At 70.7% G+C, this 26301-nt stretch carries 24 protein-coding genes; 10 read left to right on the top strand and 14 right to left on the bottom strand.

What is annotated here, in order from left to right; genetic code table 11:
- Positions 1–7 precede the first annotated feature (7 nt).
- Positions 8–1462, top strand: coding sequence for a glycoside hydrolase family 3 protein (locus IG98_RS0100970; protein ID WP_051751317.1), 1455 nt, complete (start codon positions 8–10; stop codon positions 1460–1462).
- 39 nt (positions 1463–1501) lie between these two features.
- Here IG98_RS0100970 and IG98_RS0100975 read toward each other — a convergent pair whose 3' ends face one another.
- Positions 1502–2608, bottom strand: coding sequence for a condensation domain-containing protein (locus IG98_RS0100975; RefSeq protein ID WP_030904146.1), 1107 nt, complete (start codon positions 2606–2608; stop codon positions 1502–1504).
- A gap of 169 nt (positions 2609–2777) precedes the next feature.
- Here IG98_RS0100975 and IG98_RS0100980 point away from each other — a divergent pair, with 169 nt between their 5' ends.
- Positions 2778–4274, top strand: a complete 1497-nt coding sequence (locus IG98_RS0100980) for a glycoside hydrolase family 3 protein (RefSeq protein ID WP_030904148.1) — start codon at positions 2778–2780, stop codon at positions 4272–4274.
- A 155-nt stretch (positions 4275–4429) separates the two neighbouring features.
- Here IG98_RS0100980 and IG98_RS0100985 read toward each other — a convergent pair whose 3' ends face one another.
- Complete coding sequence (locus IG98_RS0100985; protein WP_030904150.1) at positions 4430–5608, bottom strand: ROK family transcriptional regulator; 1179 nt, start codon at positions 5606–5608, stop codon at positions 4430–4432.
- Positions 5609–5943: 335 nt separating this feature from the next.
- On the opposite strand from IG98_RS0100985, the gene IG98_RS0100990 reads away from it, so the two are divergent.
- The 3 genes from IG98_RS0100990 (at position 5944) to IG98_RS0101000 (ending at position 8948) form a co-directional block, all read left to right on the top strand.
- Positions 5944–7608, top strand: a complete 1665-nt coding sequence (locus IG98_RS0100990) for a condensation domain-containing protein (RefSeq protein ID WP_157594095.1) — start codon at positions 5944–5946, stop codon at positions 7606–7608.
- A gap of 20 nt (positions 7609–7628) precedes the next feature.
- Positions 7629–8078, top strand: coding sequence for an RrF2 family transcriptional regulator (locus IG98_RS0100995; protein ID WP_030904154.1), 450 nt, complete (start codon positions 7629–7631; stop codon positions 8076–8078).
- Positions 8079–8156: 78 nt separating this feature from the next.
- Entirely contained in the window at positions 8157–8948 is a 792-nt protein-coding gene (locus IG98_RS0101000) for an Fpg/Nei family DNA glycosylase (RefSeq protein WP_030904156.1), read from the top strand.
- On the opposite strand, the gene IG98_RS0101005 is transcribed toward IG98_RS0101000, so the two are convergent.
- The 8 genes from IG98_RS0101005 to dapA all read right to left on the bottom strand — a co-directional run bounded on the left by IG98_RS0101005 (position 8945) and on the right by dapA (position 18882).
- Positions 8945–9292, bottom strand: coding sequence for a helix-turn-helix domain-containing protein (locus IG98_RS0101005; protein WP_030904158.1), 348 nt, complete (start codon positions 9290–9292; stop codon positions 8945–8947). The two genes, IG98_RS0101000 and IG98_RS0101005, sit on opposite strands and share 4 nt — an antisense overlap.
- Before the next feature lie 207 nt (positions 9293–9499).
- Complete coding sequence (locus IG98_RS0101010) at positions 9500–10003, bottom strand: CinA family protein (RefSeq protein WP_030904160.1); 504 nt, start codon at positions 10001–10003, stop codon at positions 9500–9502.
- The gene (gene pgsA / locus IG98_RS0101015; RefSeq protein WP_030904162.1) at positions 10000–10605 is read right to left on the bottom strand and encodes a CDP-diacylglycerol--glycerol-3-phosphate 3-phosphatidyltransferase; all 606 of its coding nucleotides are present in this window, start codon (positions 10603–10605) and stop codon (positions 10000–10002) included. The genes IG98_RS0101010 and pgsA overlap by 4 nt, the downstream gene beginning before the upstream one ends.
- A gap of 25 nt (positions 10606–10630) precedes the next feature.
- Positions 10631–12040, bottom strand: a complete 1410-nt coding sequence (gene rimO / locus IG98_RS0101020; RefSeq protein WP_030904164.1) for a 30S ribosomal protein S12 methylthiotransferase RimO — start codon at positions 12038–12040, stop codon at positions 10631–10633.
- A gap of 216 nt (positions 12041–12256) precedes the next feature.
- Positions 12257–13012, bottom strand: coding sequence for a helix-turn-helix domain-containing protein (locus tag IG98_RS0101025; protein ID WP_030904166.1), 756 nt, complete (start codon positions 13010–13012; stop codon positions 12257–12259).
- Positions 13013–13111: 99 nt separating this feature from the next.
- Positions 13112–15640: a DNA translocase FtsK gene (locus tag IG98_RS0101030; protein ID WP_030904168.1), complete on the bottom strand. Its 2529-nt coding sequence runs from the start codon at positions 15638–15640 to the stop codon at positions 13112–13114.
- Between the two features lie 465 nt (positions 15641–16105).
- The gene (locus tag IG98_RS0101040) at positions 16106–17791 is read right to left on the bottom strand and encodes a ribonuclease J (protein ID WP_030904170.1); all 1686 of its coding nucleotides are present in this window, start codon (positions 17789–17791) and stop codon (positions 16106–16108) included.
- Positions 17792–17955: 164 nt separating this feature from the next.
- Entirely contained in the window at positions 17956–18882 is a 927-nt protein-coding gene (dapA, locus tag IG98_RS0101045) for a 4-hydroxy-tetrahydrodipicolinate synthase (RefSeq protein ID WP_030904172.1), read from the bottom strand.
- A gap of 541 nt (positions 18883–19423) precedes the next feature.
- Between dapA and IG98_RS0101050 the strand changes: the two genes are divergently transcribed.
- Positions 19424–20149 carry a GntR family transcriptional regulator gene (locus tag IG98_RS0101050; RefSeq protein WP_030904174.1) on the top strand — a complete coding sequence of 242 codons (726 nt, stop codon included), beginning with the start codon at positions 19424–19426 and terminating at the stop codon, positions 20147–20149.
- A gap of 51 nt (positions 20150–20200) precedes the next feature.
- Here the strand turns inward: IG98_RS0101050 and IG98_RS0101055 are convergent, their stop codons facing one another.
- Positions 20201–20671 (bottom strand): redoxin domain-containing protein, encoded by a 471-nt coding sequence (locus IG98_RS0101055; protein ID WP_030904176.1) that lies wholly within the window; start codon positions 20669–20671, stop codon positions 20201–20203.
- A 147-nt stretch (positions 20672–20818) separates the two neighbouring features.
- On the bottom strand, positions 20819–21784 hold the full coding sequence (locus tag IG98_RS0101060) for a DMT family transporter (protein ID WP_063766146.1): 966 nt from the start codon (positions 21782–21784) through the stop codon (positions 20819–20821).
- Here IG98_RS0101060 and IG98_RS0101065 point away from each other — a divergent pair.
- The 4 genes from IG98_RS0101065 (at position 21783) to IG98_RS0101080 (ending at position 25564) form a co-directional block, all read left to right on the top strand.
- A complete protein-coding gene (locus IG98_RS0101065) occupies positions 21783–23180 on the top strand; it encodes an aminotransferase-like domain-containing protein (protein ID WP_030904180.1) in 1398 nt (465 codons plus the stop codon). The genes IG98_RS0101060 and IG98_RS0101065 overlap by 2 nt on opposite strands.
- A 195-nt stretch (positions 23181–23375) precedes the next feature.
- Positions 23376–23927, top strand: coding sequence for a CGNR zinc finger domain-containing protein (locus tag IG98_RS0101070; protein WP_030904182.1), 552 nt, complete (start codon positions 23376–23378; stop codon positions 23925–23927).
- A gap of 132 nt (positions 23928–24059) precedes the next feature.
- Entirely contained in the window at positions 24060–24671 is a 612-nt protein-coding gene (locus IG98_RS0101075) for a GNAT family N-acetyltransferase (RefSeq protein WP_030904184.1), read from the top strand.
- 23 nt (positions 24672–24694) lie between these two features.
- Positions 24695–25564 carry a 1,4-dihydroxy-2-naphthoate polyprenyltransferase gene (locus tag IG98_RS0101080; RefSeq protein ID WP_030904186.1) on the top strand — a complete coding sequence of 290 codons (870 nt, stop codon included), beginning with the start codon at positions 24695–24697 and terminating at the stop codon, positions 25562–25564.
- A gap of 49 nt (positions 25565–25613) precedes the next feature.
- On the opposite strand, the gene IG98_RS0101085 is transcribed toward IG98_RS0101080, so the two are convergent.
- A complete protein-coding gene (locus tag IG98_RS0101085) occupies positions 25614–26123 on the bottom strand; it encodes a GNAT family N-acetyltransferase (protein ID WP_030904188.1) in 510 nt (169 codons plus the stop codon).
- On the bottom strand, positions 26092–26274 hold the full coding sequence (locus IG98_RS44385; RefSeq protein WP_037969096.1) for a hypothetical protein: 183 nt from the start codon (positions 26272–26274) through the stop codon (positions 26092–26094). Before IG98_RS44385 ends, IG98_RS0101085 begins: the two co-directional genes overlap by 32 nt.
- Positions 26275–26301: the final 27 nt, after the last annotated feature.

The raw sequence follows: 26301 nt of genomic DNA on the forward strand, positions 1-26301 counted from the left end.
TACCGCCATGTCTGAGCTCATCGCGGATCGCGGCGATCAGGGGCTGCGTCGTCTCGCGGCCGGCACTCTGCTCGCCGCGTTCCAGGGCACCGAGGCACCCGAGTGGGTCCTGCGGGAGCTGGAGAACGGTCTCGGCGGCGTCACGCTCTTCGGCTTCAACGTCGCCGACGCCGCGCAGCTGTCCGCCCTCACCTCCCGGCTGCGTGAGACAAGCGACCCGGTCATCTCGCTGGACGAGGAGGGGGGAGACGTCACCAGGCTCGCCTACCACGTCGGCAGCCCGTATCCCGGCAACGCCGCCCTCGGCGCCGTGGACGACGTCGAGCTCACCCGGCGGGTCTACCGGTCCATCGGCGACGACCTGGCCCGGTGCGGCGTCAACCTGGACATGGCCCCGTCCGCGGACGTCAACACCGCCGAGGACAACCCGGTGATCGGCACCCGCTCGTTCGGGGCCCAGGCCGCGCTCGTCGCCCGGCACACCGTCGCCGCCGTACACGGCCTGCAGTCGGCGGGCGTGGCCGCCTGTGTCAAGCACTTCCCCGGCCACGGCGCGACCCGGCAGGACTCCCATCTGGAGGTCCCGCTCGTCGACGCCTCCGCCGAACTGCTGCGCGAGCGCGAACTCGTGCCCTTCCGCGCCGCGATCGAGGCCGGAACCAGATCCATCATGACCGCGCACGTGCGTGTCCCCGCCGTCACCGGCGGGTTCCCCGCGACGCTCTCCCCCGCCGCCCTGACCGGCCTGCTCCGCGGCGAGCTGGGCTACGACGGTGTGATCGTCACCGACGCCCTCGACATGCGGGCCGTCACCGACACCTACGGCCTGGCAGGCGGCTCGGTGCTCTCCCTCGCCGCCGGAGCCGATCTGCTCTGCCTCGGCCCGATCCCCACCGAGGACGACGTCCGCCTGATCCTGGACGAGATCGTCGACGCCGTACTGGACGGGCGGCTGCCCGCGTCCCGCCTGGAGGAGGCCGCCGAGCGGGTGTCCGCCCTGCGCGCCTGGTTCGGCACGCCCCGCACGGGTGAGGCCGAGCGGGACGTGATCGGCCTCACCGCCGCCCGCCGCGCGGTCAGCCTCACCGGCTCGGCGCCTCCCCCGGTCGACCCGCTGGTGGTGGAGGTGGACACCCCGCCGACCATCGCGGTCGGCGACGTGCCGTGGGGTTTCACGCCGCTGCTGCCGCGGGCGGAGGTGCTGCGGGTCAAGCCGGAGGCCGCCGACGTGCCGGGCATCCTGGAACGCGCCTCGGGCCGCTCCCTGATCGTCGTCGTCAAGGACGCCCATCGCTACGAGGCCAGCAAGTCGGTGATCTCCGCGCTGCTGGCCGCCCGCCCCGACACCACGGTGGTCGAGATGGGCCTGCCGATCTGGCGCCCCGAGGGCGTGACCTACGTGGCCACCTACGGTGCCGCCCGCGCCAACGCGCAGGCCGCCGCCGAACTCCTCGGCGTCTGAGCGCCGTCCCCCCCGCCCCGAGCCTGGGCAGGCTCGGGGTCAGACCGGCTCCAGCAGTTCCGAGACCTTCGCGCCGGGTTCCGTGGCGAGGGCCCGCAGCAGCGCGCGCAGGTGACCCGCGATCTGGGACACGTCGTCGTGACCGATCACGGCGGGGTTGAACCGGAGGCCGAGGGTGAGACTCCGCTCCGCGTCCACGGCCTGGACGTGCAGCGCGCCGTGGGCCACCCCGTTGAAGACGGTCCACTCCACCCCCGCCCCGACACCGGGGAACTCCGGGACGGCCGCCCTTCTGCGGTAGCTGAACAGCACCGGTGCGACGGGCGGCTCCGGCGGCGCGTACCGGAACCGGTACATCGCGTGGAGTTCGGCCCGGACCGTACGCAGGTAGGCGGGGAACTCCTCGTCAGGGCCGGGGTGCGGGGTGAACGGCACCCGCGCGACGAACGGCCCGATGCGCTCGCGCGTCCGGCAGGTGCGGGTCCCGAGGTCGAGGGCGAGCGGCGAGGCGACGGTGCCGTAGCTCCGCAGCAGCACGCCCACCGCCGCCAGGAGCAACTCGAACCTGGTCGCGCCAAGAATCGCGGCGGCCTCGGTGAGGGCGCCGGACTCTGCGGCGCCGAGCACCATCTCGACGATCTCACCGGGGCCGGCGCCGTGCGGGACGGCGCGCAGGCCGGGCAGGACCGGTTCGACGGGCTCGCGCTCGCGCTCCCTCCAGAACTCCTCGGCACCCTCGGGCGGTGCCGGGGCCCATGTCGCGGACGGCGTACCATCCGGCGGCGGGAGGGGCGCACGCGAGAAGTAGGCGTCGGCCAGGTCACGGACCAGAAGGTCCTTGGAGCCTGCGTCGAACACCCGCGCGTGCGCGGTGAAGAGCAGCCGGAGGCGCTCGGGCCCCACCCTGACGAGCGTGAACCGGGCGAACGGGCCGCGCTTCAGGTCGAACGGGCGAGTGGCCTCGGCCGCCGCGATCCCGGGGTAACCCTCGGGGGCCGACTCCGTACGGGTGACCCTGACCCGGCCGAGCACCGGGTGCCTGCCGGCTACGGCGGCGCACGCGCCCAGCAGCGCCGGAGCGTCGACGGGGCCGTTCAGGTGCAGCGCCAGCGGGATTCCCCGTAGCTCGAAGGGCGTGTACGCCATCCTGTCCTGCTCCCTCGCAGGTGACCTCCGCTCGGGTGGGCGCCGGGGCGCGGGTCACGCCCGGCAGAGAATTATTAGGAAAGTTTCTTGTTTATTTATACATCTCGAATGCTACACATGTGGTACGCCTGAGACAAGCGACGTGTGACGAACCGAGCCGGAGGCGTTGATGATCGTTCGTGGCGGCCGGACGGGCGGGCCGAATGGCGCCAGCCCCGAGCTGGCCGAGCTGGCCGACACCGTGCTGCAACCCGGATTCGTGGGCGTGGAGGCGCCGGACTGGCTACGCAGGCGGCTCGCCGGAGGGCTCGGCGGGGTCGCGCTCTACTCCCGGAACCTCGTGGACGGCGAGCAGGTCAGAACGCTGACCGCCGCTCTGCGCGCGGAGAACCCCGACGTGGTGATCGCCACCGACGAGGAGGCGGGTGACGTCACCCGGCTGGAGGCGCTCACCGGCAGTTCGCGCCCCGGCAACCTCGCACTCGGCGCGGTGGACGACCCCGAGCTGACCGAGCTCATCGCCCGGGAGGTCGGGCTGGACATGGCCGCCGCGGGCATCAACCTCAACTACGCCCCCGTGGTCGACGTCAACTCCGACCTGGACAACCCCGTCGTCGGCACCCGCGCGTTCGGCACCGACCCCTGGCTGGTCGCCCGGCACGCCCGCGCCTGGGTCACCGGCCTCCAGTCCGCCGGGGTGGCCGGCTGTGCCAAGCACTTCCCCGGCCACGGCGCCACCGCCGTCGACTCGCACGACGACCTGCCGACCGTCGCCTACTCGGCCGAGGAACTCGCGGCCACCACGCTCCCGCCCTACCGGGCCGTCATCGAGGCCGGGGTGCGGGCCGTGATGACCGGCCACCTGCTCGTCCCCGCCTACGACCCCGACTCTCCCGCCACCATGAGCGACCGCATCCTGGTCGGGCTGCTCAGGGAGGAACTCGGCTTCGACGGGCTGATCGTGACGGACGGTGTGGAGATGCCCTCGGTCGCCGGGCGGTACGGCGTGACCGGGGCGGCGGTCCGCGCCCTCGCCGCCGGGGCCGACGCGATCTGCGTGGGCGGCGAGCGCAAGGGTCCCGGAGTGGTCGGCTTCATCCGCAACGCCATCATGGCCGCGGTGGCCGACGGCACCCTTCCCGAGGAGCGCCTGGCCGAGGCCGCCTCCCGGGTCCGCAGCCTGGCCGCCTGGTCCGCCGCACGGCGCCGGACGGCCGGGGCGGCGGTCCCGGAAGGCGGACCCGCCGGTCTCGCCGCGGCCAGGCGGGCCCTGCGGGTCCGCGGCGACGGGCTCCCGCTGCCCTCGGCGCCACAGGTGATCGAACTCGTCTCCGAGACGAACATCGCCGTCGACCGTGCCACCCCGTGGGGCGTCGCCTCGCCGCTGGCCGCACTGCTGCCGGGCACGACGGCTCTCCGGCTCGGCCCCGAGGACGCGCTCCCGCCGCCCACCGCCGGGCGCCCGCTGGTGATCGTGGTCCGCGACGCCCACCGGCACGCCTGGGTCGCGGACCGCCTGGGCGCCTTGCTGTCACACCGCCCCGACGCGATCGTGGTGGAGATGGGCCTGCCGGGTCCGGCCACCCCCGGTGCCACGCACATCACCACCCACGGCGCGACCGCCGCCTCGGGCCGGGCCGCCGCCGAACTCCTGGCCGGCCACTAGCCGTGCTTTACGGATCTTCTCGCCTCCCGCGCTCTCCCGGACGGATGCCCTGCGGCGTTGTCGTCACCCATGACTCCGTCATGGGCCCCTTCTCCGCCTCGCGGGCCATCCGTCCGGCCGGTCCGCGGCGCAGGCGGAGATCCACAGAACCCGTATCAGGAGGCGAAGATCTCTTCCCGGGCCTGCTCCAGAGCCGCTATCACGGCCCCGCGCAGCACCGGGTTGCCGGTCACCTCGCTGGCCACCACCTGCGGCCGGACCGGGCAGCTCCTGGCCACCGCCTCCTCGATCCTGAAGGTGAGCGCGTCACCTCCGGCCCTGCTGACCTCGCCGGCGAGCACCACGAGTCCGGGGTCGAGCACGACGCACACCGACGCCACGCCCAGCGCCAGCCGCCCGGCGATGTCGTTGATCAGGGGTTCTCCCCGCTCCCCCGCCGCGACCGCCGCCGCGACACACTCGGCGGCGCTCTCCCCCTCGAAGCCGTACGTCGCGGCGAGTTCGGCGACCGCCTCGGCGCTGACCAGGGACTGCAGACCACCGGCGAGCGAGGGCAGCCTGCCGGGCACGGCCCGCACGTCCTCGGCCAGCGGCACCCCGGGCACCGGCAGGTAGCCGATCTCACCCGCGCTGCCGGACCGGCCGCGGTGCAGCCGCCCGCCGAGCACGACACCGAGGCCGATGCCGCGGCCCACCCACAGGAGCACGAAGTCGTCGACCTCTCGGGCGGCACCCAGGGTGCGCTCGGCGATGGCGACGAGGTTCACGTCGTTCTCTATCCTGACGTCGCGGCGCAGGTCACGGGCGAGCGCCTCGTGGATGCCCTCGTGCCAGCCCGGCAGGTCGAAGGAGAACCGCACGTCGCCGGTGCGGGGGTCGACCACGCCCGGGGTGCCGATGACGACCGCGCGCAGCTTGGAGAGCGCGACCTTGGCGGACCGGCAGGCCTTGACCACCCCACTGTGCACGAGGGCGACCGGATCCTCATGCCCGTTCGGCGCCACCCGCGCTTCGGCGATGATCTCCCCATGGATATCCGCGATGGCGGTCGTGACGAATTCCGGGCCGACATCCAGGCCCGCAACATAGGCCGAGGAGGAAATAATCCCATAAAGCGCGGCATTAGGCCCGCGTCCCCCCGCCTGCTCCCCCGCCACCTCCACCAGGCCGCGGCCTTCCAGACGGGCGAGCGTCTGGGAGGCCGTCACCTTGGAAAGACCTGTGAGCTCCCCGATCTGCCCCCGTGTCAGCGGCCCGGAGGCGAGCAACAACTCCAGGGCGGCCCTGTCGTTGATCTCCCTCAATAGCCTGGGCACGCCAGGACGTCGCTCCATACGCATGCTCTCTTGTTCGCCGTTTCCCCGTCGCAATTACATTCAAGCAAGAATAACGGTTCTATTCATTAATAAGACTTCCCGATAGTTTAGCCCCGTGGAGACCCGGCGGAGGTGCCGCGAGGGTCCCCGCCACGCCGCCGTCCCGCGCTCCGGGACGGACCCCTCCGGTTTTCGTACGCCGTGCGCACACCGTCGCCCAGGCGTGGCGAACCACTGCGAATCCAGAAAATCAAGGGCTTGCGACGTCGACACGGCGCGTGGAACACTCCCGAAAACAGTAAAGATTCTTTTCAGTAAACCCTTTGCCGACCGGTGACGAGGCAGGTCTCGACATGGATACCGTCCTGAGGATCGCGGCCGACTACACGGGGCCACAGGCCCGGCAGGGGCCCGTGACCATGGGCCAAGCCAACATGGCGCGTTGCGTGCTCCGCGACCCACCACTGCACATGAACTTCCGCGTCACCAAGCGCCTCCCCGGGAGAAGGTCCCTGCCCGCCGTCGCCGAGGCGCTCGGGCGGCTACTCTCCCGGCACGAGGGACTGCGGGCCACCATCCACTCCGGCGTCCAGGTCGTGGCCGGTTCCGGCTCGCTGTCCGTCGAGGTGCACGGCGCCGGGACCGGCCTCGCGGACGAGGTCGCCGAGGACGTGGGCCTGCGGATGCAGGGCACCCGATTCGACCTGGAGGGCGAGCTTCCGATCAGGGTCGCCGTGATCACCGAGGACGGGGACCCTCGCCTGGTGGTGTTCGTCCTGCCTCACACCTCGGTCGACGCCATCGGCCTGGCCACCCTCATGAGGGAGTGGGAGCGCCTGATCCGGGGAGTCGCCGTACCGGCGCCGTACCCGACGCAACCGCTGGACCTCGCGACCGCCGAGGGCACCCCGGCGTCCCTGCGCCGGACCAAGGCGGCGCTGCGGCACTGGGAGAACGGCCTGCGGCGGGCACCGCAGTCGATGTTCACGGTCGACGAGACCGCCGACGCCGACGCGATCCGGCCCCGGTTGCGGGTCCGCTCGGCACCGGCGGCCAAGGCTCTGGAAGCCATCGCGAGCCGTACCGGGGCCGGCCGCTCGGCGATCACACTCGCCGCGCTGGGCATCCTGATCGGCCTGTGGAACACGCAGCGGACCTGCGTGATCGCGTCGCTGGCGAGCAACCGAATACGGCCCGAGCTGCGCGACTACGTCGGGCCGCTGGCCCAGGACGCGCTGATCACCGCGGAGCTGGACGTGCTCACCTTCGACGAGGCCGTCCGCCGCTTCCGCGGCGCCTCCCTCTCCGGATACCAGCACAGCCGTTTCGACTCCACAGCGCTCTGGGAGGTGATCGAGGCGGTCAACGCCGAACGGGGGGTGAACTTCGCCCGTGACTGCGTCTTCAACGACATGAGCGGTGTCACCGGCCCCTCGCCGGAACCGGCACCCGCCGCCGAGGTCGAGTGCGACTGGCTGCCGGAGGCCTCGCTTCCCGCACACCTCGCGCTCTGGGCCAACCGGCTGACGGAGGTGGTGGACCTGACGCTCTGGATCGATCCGCGAGTGATGAACCGGGAGCAGGCGGAGAGCTTCGGGACCGGGCTCGCCCGGCTCCTGATCGCGGCCGGGGACGGGGACGTCCAAGCTTGCGACATTACGAATATATCGGGAATTTTACCTATCGAGCGTGATGAGGACTGGATCTACATCGACTCCTGCTGGGTGAGCCTCCGCGCGGTGGAGCGGCTCGTCGGTGAGGCGGTCCAGGGAAGACCTCATCTCGTGACACACGCTCCGGACGGGCTCCTGACCTGCCACGTCACCTCAGGAACCGCCGAGGAGGTCCACGCGGCCTGCCTCGCCCTGCTGCCGGGCCGCACCTCCGCGATGGCCCCCCACCGCTACGTCGTGCACGCACCGGAACCCACCGGCGCGTCGCCGTACGGCCCCGTCCTCACCGAGGGCGACGGGCGTCGTTCGAGGTCTCAGTGCCCCTCGCGCGTAAGTAACCAATAGCAGGCGGGATAATCGGTTACATGCGCCTATCCGCTCGTGTCGACTATGCCCTCCGTGCCGCCGCCGAACTCGCCGCCGCGGGTGATGGCCCCACCACGGTAGGGGAGCTGGCCAAAGAGCAGGACATGCCTCCCAAGTATCTTGAGAACATCCTGCTCCAAATGCGCCGCGCCGGGCTGGTCCGCGGCCAGCGTGGTCCCGAGGGGGGCTACGTGCTGGCCCGCCCGGCCACCGAGATCAGCCTGGCCGATGTGATCCGTGCCGTTGACGGCCCGCTCGCCAACGTCAGGGGGGAGCGGCCCGAGCACGTCGGCTACCGGGGTCCCGCCGAGTCGCTGCAGCAGGTCTGGATCGCACTGCGCGCCAGTGAGCGGGCGATCCTGGAGGAGGTCACGCTTGAGAACGTGGCCACCGGTGCCCTCCCCGAGCGGGTTCGCAGCCTATCCGCCGACCCCGCGGCCTGGGACTGACCGTGCCGCCCGCGACGTCCCCCGTGATCGTGCCGGCACCGCCCACCCGCGGCCGGCACCTGTCTCCCGGCGGGCGCCGTGCCCGAGGGTGACGTCGTCCACCAGGCCGCACTGCGGCTCGGCCGGGCACTCGACGGGCGGACGCTGACCCGCTCGGACTTCCGGGTGCCGCGCCACTCCGCGGCCGATCTCACCGGGCGTGCGGTACTGGAGACCGTCTCACGCGGCAAGCACCTGCTCACCCGCGTCGAAGGTGGCCTGACCGTGCACACCCACCTGAGGATGGACGGGAGCTGGCAGATCTCGCCCTCGGGGCGGGGACTGCCCCGAGGTGACGTCGTCCGCCTGGTGCTGGCCAACATGGAGTGGCAGGCGGTGGGGGTCCGGCTGGGCATGGTCGACCTGGTCCGCGCCGAGGAGGAGGGGCGACTCGTCGGGCATCTCGGACCCGACCTACTCGGAGGTGACTGGGACGAGGCCGAAGCCGTACGGCGGCTGGCGCGGCGGCCTGAGACGAGCATCGGGGTCGCGCTGCTCGATCAGCGCAACCTGGCGGGAATCGGCACCATCTATCGTGCCGAGACGCTTTTTCTCACCGGGGTGTGGCCGTGGCGACCGGTGGGTGCGGTAAAGGATCTGGAGGCGATCGTTTCGCTCGCGCGACGGTTGATGGACGCGAACAAGGAGCGCCCGAACAGGACCACGACGGGCGACCCTCGTCCGGGACGGGGCACCTGGGTCTACGGCAGGGCCGGGCGGCCTTGCCTGCGCTGCGGGCATCGGATCAGTCGCGGGGAGATGGGCGCACAGCCGCAGGAACGGCTGATCGTCTGGTGCCGTCACTGCCAGCCGGAAGAACCGACCGGCTAGGCGGCGACCATGTCGTTGACCTCAGGGAAGACGGAATCGGGCACGGTCTCGGGAATCGGCAGACGCTCCCGCTCGGGGACATCGCCCGCCAGCACCGGAGCGTGCTGGAGTTCGGCCAACGCGAACTGGTCGGAGACCTCACGGAGAACCTGTGAAAGCGGCACGCCCAGGGCACCGCAAATCGACGCGAGCAGCTCTGAAGAGGCCTCCTTCTGGCCACGCTCCACCTCGGACAAGTAGCCAAGAGAAACCCGAGCCAGTGTGGACACCTCACGCAGGGTGCGACTCTGCCGCACCCTCAGCCGCCGCAGCACGTCACCGAGCAGCTGACGCAGCAGGACCATCTGTCGCTCCCTCCCCGGCGCGGATGCCTTCGCGACACTCCGCGCTATCGGTTCGTGCCGCCCGTTCTTCGAACGCGACCCTTGGTACATACTCCTCGCCGTCATCATCGCTTGACCTTTACCTCACTCACAGTTCCACCGTACCTGTATCCACCGACGCCGCGGCAGACCATGGTGAGTATGTTCGCTGGGGACGTAACGCGGTAATCACCCGGAATGTTCCCCCACGTTCGCCTCCAGCACACCTCGGAGAAGGTCTACGGCCTCATTCACCGTCGATTCCCGGATCTGCTCACGAGTCCCCGCGAGTTGCGGATCCCGGTGCCATACCCGTCCGTCCGGACCGCTAACGGCGAGATGAACCGTACCGACCGGTTTACCATCCTGTGGTTCGGGACCGGCCACACCGGTGACGGCCAGACCGTAGGTGGAGCCGGCCAGGAGGCGCACCCCGGTCGCCATGGCGGCGGCGACCTGCGGGTGCACGGCGCCCTCGCGGTCGAGCAGGTTCGCGGGGACGTGCAGCAACCGCTGCTTGAGCTCGGTGGAGTAGGAGATGACCCCTCCCAGGAAGGCCGCGGAGGCTCCCGGCGGCTCCGTGAGGGCCGCCCCGATCAGTCCGGCGGTCAGTGACTCGGCCACCGCCACCGTCTCGCCCCTGCGGACGAGAAGGGAGAGGACGGTGGTGGTCGCGAGCAGGCGGTGGCTCATACGGCCCGCGCCCGCTTCGCGACCTGCCTGAGCTTGATCGCCCGGATCACGTAGTCAAGGCCGGTCCCGACGGTGACGACGGCCGCCGCTCCCATGACGACCCAGCGGATCGGGTCGGGCACACCCGGCCAGATGTAGGAGACGATCGCAGCGATCTGCAGGACGGTCTTCACCTTCCCACCGTAACTGGCCGGGATGACACCGTGCCGGATGACCGCGAACCTCAGCGCGGTGACGCCCAGTTCCCTGCCCAGGATCACGACGGTGACCCACCAGGGCAGCTCCCCCAGCACCGACAGGCTGATCAGTGCGGCACCGATGAGGGCCTTGTCGGCGATCGGATCGGCGATCTTCCCGAAATCGGTGATCAGGCCGTAGCGGCGGGCCAGCTCCCCGTCGAGCAGGTCGGTGAGCGAGGCCACCATGAAGACCACCAGCGCGGTGACCCTCCAGCCGGATCCCGGCAGGAAGAGGCAGGCCGCGAAGAACGGAACCATCGCCAGTCGTATCACCGTCACGACATTGGCGATGTTCCAGGCGCTCACCTTGGGGCGCGCGGGTGCCGCTGTCGAGTCGGTGCCGGTCTCTGGCGTGTTGGTCATACGCTCTCCCGGCCCGGTGGCGCGTTCATGGGGCCGCCTTGATACGGGCGATCAGGTCGACACCCTCCGAGTCGACCACGACGGCCCGGACGATCTGGCCGGGGACCAGTCCGATGCCCTGGACCGTCACCGAGCCGTCGACCTCGGGCCCCTGGTGGGCGGCTCGGCCCTCGTAACCGCCGTCGCCCAGGTCCTCCTCGATCAGGACGTCGACCTCGGTGCCGATCCGCTCCTCGGCCCGCTGGGCCATGAGCTCCTCGGCCAGCTCGGTGAGCGTGGACACCCTGGCGTCGACGATCTCCTGGTCGAGCTTGCCCGGGAGCGAGGCCGCCTCGGTGCCCTCCTCGTCGGAGTAGCCGAAGATACCGATCACGTCGAGCCTGGCCTTCTCCAGGAAGCCCACCAGCTCGCCGAACTCCTCCTCGGTCTCGCCGGGGAAGCCCACGATGAAGTTGGAGCGCACACCCGCCTCGGGAGCGTGGACGCGGATCGACTCCAGGAGGTCGAGGAAGCGCGCGGGGTCACCGAAGCGGCGCATCCGGCGGAGCACGGGACCGCTGGCGTGCTGGAAGGACAGGTCGAAGTAGGGGGCCACCCCCTCCGTCGAGGAGATGATCTCCAGCAGTCCCGGACGGAGCTCGGCGGGCTGCAGGTAGCTGACGCGCACCCGTTTGATGCCCTCGGTCGCGGCGAGCGAGGGCAGCAGCTTCTCCAGCGCCCGCAGGTCGCCCAGATCCTTGCCGTAGGAGGTGGAGTTCTCGCTGACCAGCACCAGCTCCTTGACGCCCTGCTCGGCCAGCCAGGCGGCCTCGCCGAGAAGTTCCTCGGAGCGGCGCGAGACGTACGCCCCGCGGAAGGCGGGGATGGCGCAGAACGTGCAGCGCCGGTCGCAGCCGGAGGCCAGCTTCAGCGAGGCCACCGGCCCTTCGCCCAGGCGCTTGCGGAGCGGCCGGGGACCGCTGGCGGGTGCCAGGCCCTCGGGCAGCTCGCCGTGGCCGGGAATGGCGGTCTTGGGGGCGGCGGCACGATCCACCGGCGAGATGGGCAGCAGGGTCCTGCGATCACGGGGGCTGTGCGGGACGAGCGGCCTGCCCGCCAGCACGTCGTCGAGGCGGGTGCCGATCTCGGTGTAGTCGTCGAAGGAGATGACCGCCGCGGCCTCGGGCAGCGCCTCGGCGAGCTGGTCACCGTACCGCTCCGCCATGCAACCCGCGGCGACCACCTTGGCCCCGGAGTCGGCCGCGGCGAGCAGCGTGTCGATGGAGTCCTTTTTCGCTGAGTCGATGAAGCCACACGTGTTGACGACGACGACGTCGGGATCGTCGTCGCCCAGCTGCCAGCCGGCAGCCTCAAGACGAGCGGCGAGCTCTTCGGAGTCGACCTCGTTGCGTGCGCAACCAAGTGTGATCAGCGATGCGGTTCGGCGGGATGACATGGTGAACACTACGGTATCGGGAGTTGGCCACTACCCGATGCACCTCCCCCACTCCAGCACCGCCGCATCCCCGTCCGCCCCGGACATCCCGCCGCGAAGACGGGAGTCCGGAAGGTGAGGCCCACCGCGCCGACCAGGGACGTTCACCCGGCCGGGTGATCCCCGAGCTTCGCCGGAGCCGTCACCGCGGCCCCGGCGGAACTGCCGGTCACCGCGTCAGCGCTCCTTTGCGGCAGGGGCCTCGTAGGAGCGGTTGACGATCTGCCCCGGACTCCCCGGGGCACCCAGGCTCTTGCCGTTCACCTTCAGCGTGAACGCCCCTCCGTCGCCGAAGGTGACCCTCATCCTGTCCTTCGCCTTCCAGGTCGAGGTCTTGCCCTCCTTGAGCGTTCCGGAGAAGAGCCTCTTGCCACCCGCGTCCTCCACGTCCAGCCAGGAGGTGCGCTCCGCCCTGACCTGGAGGACGACCATGTCCTTGCGCTTCTTCTCGGCCAGGGACGCCGCCCGGCCCGGTGAGCCGGGAACGCCGCCGACCGGCGGCGGCAGCGCGGCGGGCACCGGTGCGGGATGGACGTCCGCTATGGGCGTGTCGCCCCCGCCCATGGTGCGTACCACTCCGAAGATGACCACGATGCCCAGCGCCACCGCCATGGCCGTCGTCCAGTTGGGCGAGCGGCGCTCACGGATCTTCAGTGGCATGTCGGCCTGGAAGACGCTGGACGCCCGCACCGGCAGCGGGACGCCCCCGTGTTGCTCGTCGTAGCGGTGCACCAGCGTCTCCGGATCGAGCCCGACGACCTTGGCGATGTTTCTTATATGGCCCCGTGCGTAGAAGTCACCTCCGCACTGGGAGAAGTCGTTCCTCTCGATCGCCTGGATGAGCACCTCGCGGATGCGTGTCCGCGCGCTCAACTGCCCAACGGTCATCCCCATCGACCGCCTGGCATCCGCCAGATCGCTTCCAATGCCCATGGCGCACGCCCCTCAGCCCCCGACGTTGCGTAGCGATCCCCATTCAATCAGTAACCGGACGGGAGGTGTGCGGCGGGGGGTCCGTTCCCTCCCGGTGTGTCATCCTCCACGCAGGTCGGCCAGCAGACCGGGCAGCTCGTCGGGCTTGACCATGACCTCCCGGGCCTTCGACCCCTCGCTGGGCCCGACGACGCTCCTGCTCTCCAGCAGGTCCATCAGACGGCCCGCCTTGGCGAAGCCGACCCTGAGCTTGCGCTGGAGCATCGAGGTCGAACCGAACTGGGTGGTCACGATGAGCTCGGCCGCCTGGATCAGCAGGTCGAGGTCGTCGCCGATGTCCTCGTCGATCTCCTTCTTGGAGGTCGCCACGGCGGCCACGTCGTCGCGGTACTCGACGGCCATCTGGTCCTTGCAGTGCCCGACGATCTCGCCGATCTCCTTCTCGGAGACGAACGCGTTCTGCAGTCGCATGGGCTTGCTGGCGCCCATCGGCAGGAAGAGCGAGTCGCCCTGACCGACGAGCTTCTCCGCGCCCGGCTGGTCCAGGATGACCCGGGAGTCGGCCAGCGAGGAGGTGGCGAAGGCCAGCCGGGAGGGGACATTGGCCTTGATCAGCCCGGTGACCACGTCCACCGAGGGGCGCTGCGTCGCGATGACCAGGTGAATGCCGGCTGCGCGGGCGAGCTGGGTGATGCGGACGATGGAGTCCTCGACGTCGCGCGGGGCGACCATCATCAGGTCGGCGAGCTCGTCGACGATCACCAGCAGGTAGGGGTAGGGCTGGTAGACCCGCTCGCTGCCCGGTGGCGGCACCAGCTTGCCCGTGCGCACCGCCTTGTTGAAGTCGTCGACGTGCCGGAAGCCACTGGCGGCCAGGTCGTCGTAGCGGCGGTCCATCTCCCCGACGACCCATTCCAGGGCCTCGGCGGCCTTCTTGGGGTTGGTGATGATCGGCGTGATGAGGTGCGGGATGCCCTCGTAGACGCTGAGCTCCACCCGCTTGGGGTCGACCAGGACCATGCGGACCTCGTCGGGGGTGGCCCGCATCAGGATCGAGGTGATCAGCCCGTTGACGCAGACCGACTTTCCGGCGCCGGTGGCACCCGCGATGAGCAGGTGCGGCATCTTGGCGAGGTTGGCCACTATCGTGCGCCCCTCGACGTCCTTGCCCAACCCGACGATCATCGGGTGGTGGTCCGCCTGGGCCACCGGGGAGCGCAGAATGTCGCCCAGCGAGACGAGGTCCTTGTCGGTGTTGGGGATCTCGACGCCGATCGCCGACTTGCCGGGGATCGGGGACAGGATCCGGACGTCGGCCGACTTGACCGCGTAGGCGATGTTCTTGGTGAGCGCGGTGACCTTCTCGACCTTGACCGCCGGGCCGAGTTCGATCTCGTAGCGCGTCACCGTCGGCCCCCGGGTGAAGCCGATCACCTGGGCGTCGATGGCGAACTGCTCCATCACGCTGGTCAGCGCGTTGACGACCACCGTGTTGGCCTTCGTCTGCGGCTTGGGGGCGGTGCCGGGGCGCAGGAGCTGCGACTCGGGCAGGGTGTAGGGGCCCGCCTGCGGGGACAGGACGAGCTGCTCGACCTTGCGCGGCGCCGGGGTCGGCTCGGGAGGCTCGGACGCCTCGGCCCTGACCTGCGCGGGTTCTGCCTCGTCCACCAGGCCGGGCACGATCTCCGGGGAGTGGCCTCCGAGCCCTCCCGGCGACTCGGCGACCACGGGCGTGTCGTAGGGCTTGACGTGGTCGCCCGGCTCGGCCCCGCCGGAGTCCGGCTTCTTGCGGGCGGGGGACCGCTTCCTGGACGCCCGCGGCGCGGTGGGCAGGTCGCGGTTGAAGAGCATGTGCCTGATCTCGGCCAGCCGCTCGGGAACCCGGTGCACCGGGGTGGCGGTGATCACCAGGATGCCGAAGCCCGACAGGATCAGCAGCAGCGGGATGGTGACGAAGGGGGGCAGGATGCTCGCCGGCGGCGCCGAGACGATGAAGCCGATCATGCCTCCGGCGGCCGCCACCTTGTCCATGCCGTCCGAGCCGCCCCCCGAGGGGTACGGCGTGTCGTGAACGACGTGCACGACACCGAGCACACCGATGGTGAGGGCGGACCACCCGATGATCATCCGGCCGGTGTCGGCGTTCTGGTCGGGGTGCCGCAGCAGCCGCCAGGCCAGCAGCACGAGCAGGATCGGGATCAGCCAGGTCAGCGATCCGAAGATGGCCCGCATCACCTCGTCGACCACCGTGGAGACCGTGCCGGTGTTCTCCCGCCAGGTCATGGCCGCCAGCACGATCGCCCCGGCGAACACCGCCAGGCCCAGCCCGTCGCGGCGGTGGACGGGGTCGAGCTCGCGCGCGTTCTGTCCCAGGGCCCGCGCGGCGCTGCCGATGCCTCCCGCGAGGAGCATCCAGATACCCATGAACAGCTTGCCGATCATGGTGAGAACCCAGCTGATCGGGTCGTGCTGCGGCGAGGCCGGCCTGCGGGCCGCGCCCGCACCCCTCCCCCGGTTGGCGGACGCCCGCCGAACGGGGGCCGTACGGGCCTGGGAGGCGCCCGAACGACCGGGGGAGCCCTTGCCGGAGGGCTTTCCTGAGGAGCCTTTAGACGTACGGGTGGCCATGCTAGGGAGGTTAACGAGACGGGTGGTGGATTGCTCGCCGACTCGCCGGAAGGGCACCCTCTCCCCAACCTTTCACAAAATCGGCTGATATCTCGTGAGCAGTTATGACGCGATCCGGGAAGGCGTCCGGCAGAGCCCGCGCTCCTCCACCGCCGGCGCCTTGTCGACGGAACCGCCTTCCCCGACCACGGCCGTGGGCCGACCGGCCCCCGTCACTCGCCGGCAGGTGCTCGTCGAGGTGAACGACCGGAAAACGATCCCCCGGAGCCAGAACCTTCGCCCAGGTCCCAGATGTGGATGAGAGGCGAAACATGACCGGCATGACCGAGCCGCTGCGGAACACCAGGAAGATGGCGGGCAAGGTCTGCTCCCTGCGCGGCGTCCGCTGACCCGCCTCGGGGCCGGCGGGGAGCGGGCACCCGCGTCCGTACGACGGCCGGTGCGGCCGCCGTACGGAGGTGAGGGTCAGACCTCGATGACGACCGGAATGATCATCGGGCGGCGGCGGTAGGTGTCGCTCACCCAGCGCCCCACGGTCCTGCGGACCACGCGGCGGACCTGTTGGATGTCCACCACCCCGTCGGCCGCGTTCTCCTGCAGCGCCCGCTCCACCTGCGGCAGGATGTCGTCGAACATGGCCGGGTCGATGCCGGACCCCCTGGCGTGGATCTCCGGGCCCCCGGCGAGCTTGCCGGTGGCGGTGTCCACCACGATGACGATGGAGATGAAGCCCTCCTCGCCCAGGATGCGGCGGTCCTTCAACGCGAAGTCGGTGACGTCGCCCACCGAGGTGCCGTCCACGTAGACGTAACCGGCGGGAACCGCGCCCACGATCTTGGCCCGGCCGTCGACCAGGTCCACCACGACGCCGTCCTCAGCGATCACGATGTGGTCGTCCGGCACCCCGGTCAGCGCGGCGAGCTTGGCGTGCGCCCGCAGGTGGCGCCACTCGCCGTGCACCGGCATGAAGTTGGACGGCCGCGTCAGGTTGAGCACGTACAGCAGCTCGCCCGCGGCGGCGTGTCCGGAGACGTGCACCTTCGCGTTGCCCTTGTGCACCACGCGGGCGCCCCAGCGGGACAGGCCGTTGATCACGTTGTTGACCGCGGTCTCGTTACCCGGCACCAGCGAGGAGGCCAGGAGAACCGTGTCGCCCTCGGCGATCCGGATCGGGTGATCGCGGTTGGCCATCCGCGACAGCGCCGCCATCGGCTCGCCCTGGGACCCGGTGCAGATCAGCACCACGTCCTCCGGCGGCCAGCCCTCGATCTCCTTGGAGTCGACGATCAGCCCCGGCGAGACCCTCAGGTAGCCCAGGTCGCGGGCGACGCCCATGTTGCGCACCATCGAGCGACCGACCAGCGCGACCTTGCGACCGTGCTTCTCAGCCGCGTCGATGACCTGCTGGACGCGGTGGATGTGGGAGGCGAAGCTCGCCACGATCACGCGCTTGCCCGCCGTGCGGACGACCTCGTCGATGACCGGCGCGATCTCCCGCTCACTGGTGACGAAGCCCGGCACCTCGGCGTTGGTCGAGTCGGACATCAGCAGGTCGACGCCCTCCGCGCCGAGCCTGGCGAACCCACCCAGGTCGGTCAGCCGCCCGTCACTGGGCAACTGGTCCATCCTGAAGTCACCGGTGTGCAGGACAATGCCCGCGGGTGTCCTGATCGCGACGGCCAGCGCGTCCGGGATGGAGTGGTTGACGGCGAGGAACTCGCACTCGAACGGCCCGAACCTGTGCCGCTCTCCCTCCACGACCTCGCGCTTGACCGGCTGGATGCGGTGCTCGGTGAGCTTGGCCTCGATCAGCGCCAGCGTCAGCTTCGACCCCACGACCGGGATGTCGCGGCGCTCGCGCAGCAGGTACGGCACGGCACCGATGTGGTCCTCGTGCGCATGGGTCAGGATCACGGCCTCGACGTCGTCCAGGCGGCCCCGGATGTACTCGAAGTCGGGCAGGATCAGGTCGATGCCGGGCTGGTCGGGCTCGGGGAACAGCACCCCGCAGTCGACGATCAGCAGACGGCCCTCGTACTCGAACACGGCCATGTTGCGGCCGATCTCACCGAGGCCGCCCAAGGCGACGATGCGCAGGGCGCCTTCGGGCAGCGTGGGCGGCGGCCCGAGTTCGGGATGGGGGTGACTCATCAGGCCACACCTCTCTCAGCGGTCTCACATGCGGCAAAGGCCCCCGTGGGCAGCAGGACCACTCTCTCGCCGAGCACCCCGTCCCCAAGCGGACCAGTGTGTCTTCTTTCTCGCAAACTCTCGTTCCTCCTGGATGCGGCCGATGAGGGCCGCGGTCGTCGCTCTCATGTCACAACTTCGTCGGACAGCTTCACACCGCCCGTGATCAAGTCTTCGCGCAGCCTGGCAAGCTGCTCATCGGTCGCCTCCACCAGAGGCGACCGCATCGGTCCCGCGGGCTGCCCCACCAGGTTCAACGCCGCTTTCGCCATGATCGCGCCACCGGCCTGCGTCATGATCCCGGAGACCACGGGGAGCAGCCGGCGGTGGATGGCGAGCGCACCCGCCACGTCCCCGGAGCGGTACGCCTCGATCATCGCGGCGATCTCCGCGCCCGCGACGTGGCCGATCACGCTGACACATCCCACGGCCCCCACCGACAGCCACGGCAGGTTGAGCGTGTCGTCACCCGAGTAGTAGGCGAGGCCGGTGGACGCGATGACCTGCGAGCTCTCGAACAGGTCGGCCTTGGCGTCCTTCACCGCGACGATCCGCCCGTGCCTGGCGAGCCGCGTCAGCGTCTCCCTCTGGATCGGCACACCACTGCGACCTGGGATGTCGTAGAGCATGGCCGGCAGGGCCGTGGCGTCTGCCACTGTACAGAAGTGATGGTAGATCCCCTCTTGGGGGGGCTTGCTGTAGTACGGCGTCACCAGCAGGAGACCGTGGGCCCCGGCCCGCTCGGCGGCTCGGGCCAGCTCGACACTGTGGTGCGTGTCGTTGGTGCCGGCTCCGGCGACGACCGTGGCCCGGTCGCCGACCGCCTCGACGACGGCGCGCAGCAGGCGCTCCTTCTCCTCGTCCGTGGTCGTCGGCGACTCTCCCGTCGTGCCGCTCACGACAAGGCCGTCGTTGCGCTGCTCGTCCACCAGATAGGTGGCCAGACGACGCGCTGTCTCGTAGTCGACCGCTCCGTCACTCGTGAACGGCGTGACCATGGCGGTCAGCATGCGGCCGAAGGGGGCGTCGTAGGTTCCAGTTGGCGCTGCCATAGACCGAACGCTACCTGGATCCGCTGAAACGGTGGACCCCGCCACCCCGCCTAACCTCCGTCCACCGATGGGCCCAAGAGTGAGCATCTCCCCAAGGTGCCCGCTGCACACCGTACACGCGGATATACGACGCCGCGGCGAGGGACTCCGATCCGCACTCGCCACGGGACTCCGGGCCCGCCACGCGACCTGAACCGGCCGGATCGATCCGGGGGTGACCTGGGGTGATCAGGGGCCGGCAACGGCATCCGGGGCTTCGCACCCGGTTACATCGTTAAAGATACTTTTGTCCGCTTCGGCGGCGACAGGGAATTCCTTGAAGAAAAAAGAGGCCGCCGATATGTGCTCGGGGGTACACACATCGACGACCTCTACCGTTGAATCGGCGCTCCTTACGCGGGCGTTACACGGTCTCTGAGATATTTTTGGGCACTTCTGGGAGCGGCACGCAAAGTTGGAGTTCCAAATCTCCACCATCACCCTGCGTTGCGCATCGAATACGACAGGATGGGACAACGCCCCAGAACCCAGGGATGGACACGTGGCAAGCTCCGATCCTGTCTACCTGCGCGTCGTCGCCGACATCCGGCGCCAGATCGTCGACGGCTCCCTTCCCCCCGGCTCCCCGATCCCCTCTCGCGCCCAGCTGACCAGGAAGTACGGCGTGGGCGAGACCGCCGCCAGGCACGCGCTGCGGGTGCTCACCGCCGAAGGCCTGATCGTCGGCCGCGTCGGCTCGGGTCACTACGTACGGGAACAGCCGGCGCTGCTCCCGCTGCACCGCTGGCGCTTCCACGACCACCACGCCCCCTTCGCGGCCGACATCCAGTCACAGGGCACCCGGGCCACCTGGGACTGGCGGGCCGAGCCCGCCGACGCCACCCCCGACATCGCCCACCGCCTCCGGCTGGACGAATCCGCCCCGCTGACCCGCACCCGCTACGTCTTCCGCGGCGACGGCAAGCCGATCCAGCTGACCACCTCCTACGAGCCCGCCGAGTTCGGCGAGCCCGTCACCGAGGAGAATCCGCGCAGCCTGGTCGCCCGCCTGTCCGCCTTCGGCGTCAAGATCACCGAGGTCGTCGAGCAGGTCCACACCCGCGTCCCGCAGCCCGCGGAGAGCGACGCCCTCGCCCTGCCCGCGGGCGTCAACGTCCTGCACGTCGAGCGCACCCACTGGGCCGGAGACCGCCCGGTGGAGACCAGTGACATCGTCATTCCGGGTGATCGCTTCCGCCTGGTCTACTCCCACCCCCTGCACCCCTGAGAGACCTCGGCCACCGTCCTGCCCGCGCCTTTCGCCCGGACGGACGAGAGGTCAGGGGTGGGGACGGGAACGCAGCACCTCCAGGGCACGGTCCGCGTGGGCCTCCATGTGGGTCTCACTGTGGATCGCTGCCAGGAGGCGGCGGTCCTCGCCGATGACGAAGGTCATCCGACGGGTGAGGAAGGGCCCCACCGCGATGTTACGGCGGGCGCCGAGGCGCCGGGCGACCACACCGTCCGGGTCGGACAGCAGTGGAAAGCCCAGCTGGTTGGCCTGGGCGAACCTCGCCTGCCGGTCGACTCCGTCACGGCTGATTCCGATCCTGGTCGCCCCCACGGCGGCGAAGTCAGCCGCCAGGTCGCGGAAGTGGCAGCTCTCGGCCGTGCATCCCGACGTCATGGCCGCCGGATAGAAGAACAGCACCACCGGCCCCTTGGCCAGAAACTCACCGAGCCGCCTTCGCGTGCCCGTCTCGTCGAGAAGCTCGAAGTCCTCGACCATGTCTCCCACCGCGAGGTTCATGCCCACGGGTTGTCTCCCTACGCCGTCGGAGGACCTCCGCCCGCACCGCCGGGATCCTCGTACCCGGCCAGAGCGGAAGCCGATGTTCCGCCCCCATTCTCCGGTGAATCACCGACGGCACAACAGGGGCCCCGCCCACCTCGGTTCTCAGGAACGGGATCGCTGCGTCAGGGCCACGCAGGCGAGGACCACCAGGGCCGCCGCGACCGTGACCGGGCCGAACGACTCGTCGAGCAGCGACCAGGCCCACAGCAGCGTCAGCAGCGGCTGGGCGAGCTGGGTCTGCCCCGCACGGGCGATCCCGCCCATGGCCAGGCCCGCGTACCAGGGGATGAAGCCGAGAAACATCGAGACCAGGCCGACGTACGCGAACCCGGCCAGCGACGCGGCGTCGGGCCGCACGTCGGTGGCCAGCGCCAGCACCACCGTGATCGGCACGGTCAGCGGGGCGGCGAGGACGAGGGTGTGGGAGATGACCCGCCAGCCGGGGGTCTCCCGGGCCAGTCGCCCGCCCTCGGTGTAGCCGACGGCGGCCGACAGCAGCGCGCCGACGAGCAGCACGTCGGCGCCGGCGACGTGACCGCCCCCCATGCTGAGGGTGAAGGCCGTGATCGCCACGGCACCGAGGCCGCAGGAGATCCAGAACATCGCCCTGGGCCGCTCCCCCGCCCTCAGCACGGCGCAGGCGGCGGTGGCCGCCGGCAGCAACCCGATCACCACGGCGGCGTGCGAGGTGGAGGCTCCGGCGTTGAGCGCCAGGCCGCTGAAGACGGGGAAGCCGAACACCACACCCGCCACGATGACGAGGTAGGACCGGAGCCGGGACCTGGGGGGCAGCAGCGGCACCCTGGCGGCGAGCAGGAACGCGGCCGCCGCGACCGCCGCGACGGCGGCCCGCCCGACCGCTACCAGGTAGGGGTCGAAGCCCTCCATCGCGAAGACCGTCGCGGGAAACGACCCGGAGAACGCCAGCACCCCCAGCCCCGCCAGCAGGGTCCCCCGCCACGCCGTGCCCCGCGCCTCGGACGGCACCGCTTCCAGGGCCCCGGTCGCTCCGCCGATGCCATCGACCGCTACTCGATCCGAGACGATAGCGCTACTATTATCCCTCATGAATGACGATAGCAGTATTGCCCGATTGGCCGCCACGCTCCGCGAGGAGATCGGCCGGCTCCGTCCGGGCGACAGGCTGCCGTCGAGCCGCGAGCTGGTCCGGCTGCACAACGTGAGCCCGGTGACCGTGTCGCGCGCGATCGGCAGGCTCTCCGCCGAGGGACGGGTGATCACGAAGCCCGGTAGCGGCGCCTACGTCGCCCCGACGGTCACCCACGGCGCCGACAGCACCGACATGTCCTGGCAGACGGTGGCGCTCGGCGACCGGGTGGTGGACGACAGCGGGGTCAACGGCCTGCTGACCCCTCCGCCGGACGGGGTCATCCCGCTCACCGGCGGCTACCTCAACCCGGCTCTGCGCCCCTCCAGGGCCCTGTCAGCCGCCGCCTCCCGGGCACTGCGCCGCCCCGACGTCTGGGAGATGCCACCGCTGACCGGCTCCGCCGAGCTGCGCAGGTGGTTCGCCCAGGAGGTGGGCGGCGACGTCACCCCTTCGGACGTCCTCGTCGTCAGCGGCGGGCAGGCGGCGCTGACCCACGCCTTCCGCTCCCTCGCCGCCCCCCAGACCCCCGTTCTCGTCGAGACCCCCACCTATCCGGGCGCGCTGGCCGCGGCGCGGGCGGCCGGGCTCCGCGCGACGGCCGTTCCCATGGACCGTGGCGGGGTCCGGCCCGAACTCCTCGCGGAGGCGTTCGCCGTGACCGGCGCGCGGGTCTTCCTCTGCCAGCCGACCCTGCACAACCCCACCGGCGCAACCCTGACCCTCGAACGGCGCGAGCAGGTGCTGGCGATCGCCCGCGCCGCCGGAGCGTTCGTGATCGAGGACGACTACGCCCGTTACTTCAGCACATTCCCCGTACCGCCGCCGATGGTCGCGCTGGACGCCCACGGCACGGTCGTACACATCAACTCCCTGACCAAGGTTCTGTCGCCCAGCATGCGCCTCGCCGGGGTCGTCGCCCGCGGCCCCGCCGCCCGGCGCCTCCGGGCGAGCCAGCTCGTGGAGTCGTTCTTCGTAGCCAGGCTGCTCCAGGAGACCGTCCTGGAGTTCGTCAGCTCGTCCGCCTGGCGGCGCCACCTGGCCACGCTGGGCACCGAGCTGACGCTCCGCAGGGACACTCTCACCGCCGCCCTGGCCGCCCGGATGCCCGCGGCCGAGATTCACCTGGTTCCCCGTGGTGGCCTGCACCTGTGGGTACGGCTTCCCGCCGAGGAGGACGAGGACGTCGTGGTGGAGGCCGCCAGGAGGGCGGGCGTCCTGGTGAGCCCCGGGCGCATCTACTACCCGGCCGAGTCTCCCGGCCCCCGCGTCAGGGTGACCCACTCGGCGGCCGTCCACCCGGCCGAGCTGGTCGAGGGCGTCCGCAGACTGGCCACCGCCCTGGACGCCTCCTGACCTTTCGCCCCGAGGGAAAGACCAGGAAGCGGTCGTCTCCGGCCTCCCCGCCCCCTCATGGTCATGATTGCTCCCACGGCTCCCCCCAGGCACGAGGTAGCGCTTTCGAAACACCAGCTATAACGCCATGACGATGTCTGAGGAAACTACAACCCCCTAACGGCTTACAGTGGTTGCGAAGAGGTGAGTGAAGACATGGACAATCCCGCCGACCTGGTGATCGACTTCGTCAACACGTACGACGTCGAGAGCGACGCCGACTCGATCCCCACCCCTGCGGCGCTGACCGCCTGGCTCGGCGGGCGAGGCCTGATCCGGCCGGGAGCGGTGGCCGGTGAGACGGATCTGGCGACGGCCACCGACCTTCGCGAGGGTCTCCGCGCGGCGCTCCGGCACAACCATGACCGTCCCGGAGGTACGAACGACCACGGGGCCGGGCTGTCGCGGGCCTTCGCCGCTCTTCCGCTCCGGGTCGCCCTGACCGCCGACGGGCCGGTGCTCGAACCGGTCGTGACGGGAGTGCTCGGCGGACTGGCCGAGATCGCCGCCGCCGTGATGAGCACCCACGCGTGCGGGATGTGGCCACGCCTGAAGGTCTGTACCGAGAGCACCTGCCAGTGGGCGTTCGTCGACTCCTCCAAGAACCGTTCACGCTCGTGGTGCTCCATGAGGGTCTGCGGCAACCGCACAAAGACAAGGGCATATCGGGCCCGTCGGCAGACGGAGCCGGGTTCACGTCATCTCTGAGTCGGATTCCCCGATACGGTGTAAGAGCCTGACTCACGGATCCACCCGCCTGATGCCCGCTCGCGTGGCACGAGATCCGCGAGACAGCGCGTTCCGAGGCGACGGCAGACGGCAGAGAAGGAGCGGGCCGAGATGGCAGACGTAGGCGTGCGGGCGGCTCGGCACGAGGATGTCGCCGCGGTGACGAGCACCCAGATCCGCGCCTGGAAGTACGGCTACCGGGATTTCCTTCCCGAAGGACCGCTGGAGCAGATGACCGGCCCAGCGGCCGAGAACATGTGGCGGCAGCAGTGGGACGACGCGATCACCTCGCCGCCCAGCTCCCGGCACCGCGTGCTGGTGGCCGTGGAGCAGGTGGTCCTGGACACCGACGCCTTCCCCGCGCTCGGCCCCGGCGGCATCGAGGCCATGGCGGCGATGCAGGGCGCCGAGAAGGTCGCGGGCCTGGCCTCGCACGCTCCGGCGGAGGATCCCGACCTCGACCCGACCATCGCCGGCGAGATGCTCACCTTCCTCATCGACCCCGACCACGTCCGGCGCGGTCACGGCAGCCGGCTGCTCAACGCCACCGTCGACTACCTCCGTGACGACGGCTACCACACCATCGTGACCTGGGTGTTCGCCGACAACTACGCGGTGCTCGGCTTCCTGGAGTCCGCCGGTTGGGGTGCCGACGGAGCCGAACGGGTCATCGACATGGGCCGTACGGTGCGGATGATCCGCCTGGCGACCGACATCAGCTAGAGCCGGAGAGGAACCGCACCCCTATGGCCACCCCGAGCCAGTGGATCGCCGGAGCACGTCCACGCACCCTTCCCGCCGCCGTCGTCCCCGTCGCCGTCGGCACCGGAGTCGCGATCGGATACGGCGGAGGGGTGTGGTGGCGGGCCCTGCTGGCCCTGTTCGTGGCCCTCGCCCTCCAGGTGGGCGTCAACTACGCCAACGACTACAGCGACGGGGTGCGCGGCACCGACAAGGGCCGGGTCGGGCCGATGCGCCTGGTCGGCTCGGGTGCCGCGCCGCCCCGCCAGGTCCTCGCCGCGGCCCTCGGCTGCTTCCTCGCCGCCGCGCTGGCGGGGCTGGTGCTCGTCGTGGCCACCGGGGCGTGGTGGCTGCTGCTGGTCGGCGCCACGGCGATCGCCGCCGCCTGGTTCTACACCGGTGGCTCCAACCCGTACGGCTACCGCGCGCTCGGCGAGATCTCGGTGTTCGTCTTCTTCGGTCTGGTCGCGGTGGCGGGCACCACGTACGTCCAGCTCGAATATCTGCCCTGGATCGCGGTGGCGGCGGCCGTCCCGGCGGGCCTGCTGGCCTGCGCGATGCTCGTGGTCAACAACCTGCGCGACATCGTGACCGACGGCCCGGCGGGCAAGCGCACCATGGCCGTGGTGCTCGGCGATCGCCGCACCCGCGTCCTCTACACCCTCTGCCTGGTCCTGCCCCTGCTGATCGCCCCCGCGCTGGCGCCCTGGCAGCCGTTCGCGGCACTGGCGCTGCTCGCCGCCCCGCTCGCCGTCGCCCCGGTGAAGGCGGTCCGGGCGGGCGCCACAGGCCCTGCGCTCATCGCGACGCTCCAGCAGACGGGCCGCTTCCAGCTCGGGTACGGGCTGCTGCTGACCATCGGCCTGGCGCTCTGACCCGCCCTGGAACGCCTTCCCGGCTCCTGCCGGAGGGGCAACGGGCGGTTCAGAGGACGCGGCGCATCACGACGCGGGGCGCGATCTCGATGCCCAGCTCCCGCTCGTGGCCTACCAGCTCCGCCATCTCCGGCCCCCACTCGGCGGGGTCGAGCACGGTGAAACCGTGCCGGGCGTACCAGGGGGCGTTCCACGACACGTCGCGGTAGGTCGTCAGCGTCACGGCGGCCAGACCGGTCGAGACCGCGTGGTCGCAGACGGCCTCCAGCAGGCGCCCGCCGACTCCCCCGCGCCCGTGGTCGGGATGGACTGCGAGCTGGTCGAGGTGGAGCTGCCCGTCGACCAGGCCGACCATGGCGAACCCGATCGGCGGGTCACCCGCGACGAGCACCCGGCCGGGATCCCCGGTCTCCTCGATCATCGTGGTCCCCGGCGGGAAGGTGATCCCGACCTCGGCGAACAGCCTGTCGGCCGCGAGTTCCACCGCCGCCAGCCCGGCCAACTCCTCCGAGCGCGCCCAGCGGACCTCAGTCGAAGTCGAAGATCGAATGCTTGTCATAGAACTGGAGGATATAGCGGCACCGCGCGCAGATCATAAGCGTTACCCGATGGGAGGTGACACCCCAGCGGCTGTCGAGCCGGCCCTGCTCCTTCTGGAACTCGGTGCCATGGCAGAGCGGGCAGGAAAGCTCGGATTCCCTCATGGTCACGCAACGAACGGCTCCCCCGCGGGGGTT

The sequence above is a fragment of the Streptosporangium amethystogenes genome (assembly GCF_000721075.1).
In the GTDB taxonomy this organism is placed as follows: domain Bacteria; phylum Actinomycetota; class Actinomycetes; order Streptosporangiales; family Streptosporangiaceae; genus Streptosporangium; species Streptosporangium amethystogenes.

Excerpts from the sequence above, each read along its gene's own strand:
- IG98_RS0101085 (WP_030904188.1), bottom strand. The coding sequence starts at position 26,123 with ATGACAAGCATTCGATCTTCGACTTCGACTGAGGTCCGCTGGGCGCGC.
- IG98_RS0100980 (WP_030904148.1), top strand. The coding sequence starts at position 2,778 with ATGATCGTTCGTGGCGGCCGGACGGGCGGGCCGAATGGCGCCAGCCCC.
- dapA (WP_030904172.1), bottom strand. The coding sequence starts at position 18,882 with ATGGCAGCGCCAACTGGAACCTACGACGCCCCCTTCGGCCGCATGCTG.
- IG98_RS0101055 (WP_030904176.1), bottom strand. The coding sequence starts at position 20,671 with ATGAACCTCGCGGTGGGAGACATGGTCGAGGACTTCGAGCTTCTCGAC.
- IG98_RS0101030 (WP_030904168.1), bottom strand. The coding sequence starts at position 15,640 with ATGGCCACCCGTACGTCTAAAGGCTCCTCAGGAAAGCCCTCCGGCAAG.
- pgsA (WP_030904162.1), bottom strand. The coding sequence starts at position 10,605 with ATGACCAACACGCCAGAGACCGGCACCGACTCGACAGCGGCACCCGCG.
- IG98_RS0101065 (WP_030904180.1), top strand. The coding sequence starts at position 21,783 with ATGAATGACGATAGCAGTATTGCCCGATTGGCCGCCACGCTCCGCGAG.
- IG98_RS0101005 (WP_030904158.1), bottom strand. The coding sequence starts at position 9,292 with ATGGTCCTGCTGCGTCAGCTGCTCGGTGACGTGCTGCGGCGGCTGAGG.
- rimO (WP_030904164.1), bottom strand. The coding sequence starts at position 12,040 with ATGTCATCCCGCCGAACCGCATCGCTGATCACACTTGGTTGCGCACGC.
- IG98_RS0101070 (WP_030904182.1), top strand. The coding sequence starts at position 23,376 with ATGGACAATCCCGCCGACCTGGTGATCGACTTCGTCAACACGTACGAC.
- IG98_RS0100985 (WP_030904150.1), bottom strand. The coding sequence starts at position 5,608 with ATGGAGCGACGTCCTGGCGTGCCCAGGCTATTGAGGGAGATCAACGAC.
- IG98_RS0100990 (WP_157594095.1), top strand. The coding sequence starts at position 5,944 with ATGGATACCGTCCTGAGGATCGCGGCCGACTACACGGGGCCACAGGCC.
- IG98_RS0101075 (WP_030904184.1), top strand. The coding sequence starts at position 24,060 with ATGGCAGACGTAGGCGTGCGGGCGGCTCGGCACGAGGATGTCGCCGCG.
- IG98_RS0100970 (WP_051751317.1), top strand. The coding sequence starts at position 8 with ATGTCTGAGCTCATCGCGGATCGCGGCGATCAGGGGCTGCGTCGTCTC.
- IG98_RS0101010 (WP_030904160.1), bottom strand. The coding sequence starts at position 10,003 with ATGAGCCACCGCCTGCTCGCGACCACCACCGTCCTCTCCCTTCTCGTC.
- IG98_RS0101040 (WP_030904170.1), bottom strand. The coding sequence starts at position 17,791 with ATGAGTCACCCCCATCCCGAACTCGGGCCGCCGCCCACGCTGCCCGAA.
- IG98_RS0101025 (WP_030904166.1), bottom strand. The coding sequence starts at position 13,012 with ATGGGCATTGGAAGCGATCTGGCGGATGCCAGGCGGTCGATGGGGATG.
- IG98_RS0100995 (WP_030904154.1), top strand. The coding sequence starts at position 7,629 with ATGCGCCTATCCGCTCGTGTCGACTATGCCCTCCGTGCCGCCGCCGAA.
- IG98_RS0101080 (WP_030904186.1), top strand. The coding sequence starts at position 24,695 with ATGGCCACCCCGAGCCAGTGGATCGCCGGAGCACGTCCACGCACCCTT.
- IG98_RS0100975 (WP_030904146.1), bottom strand. The coding sequence starts at position 2,608 with ATGGCGTACACGCCCTTCGAGCTACGGGGAATCCCGCTGGCGCTGCAC.
- IG98_RS0101060 (WP_063766146.1), bottom strand. The coding sequence starts at position 21,784 with ATGAGGGATAATAGTAGCGCTATCGTCTCGGATCGAGTAGCGGTCGAT.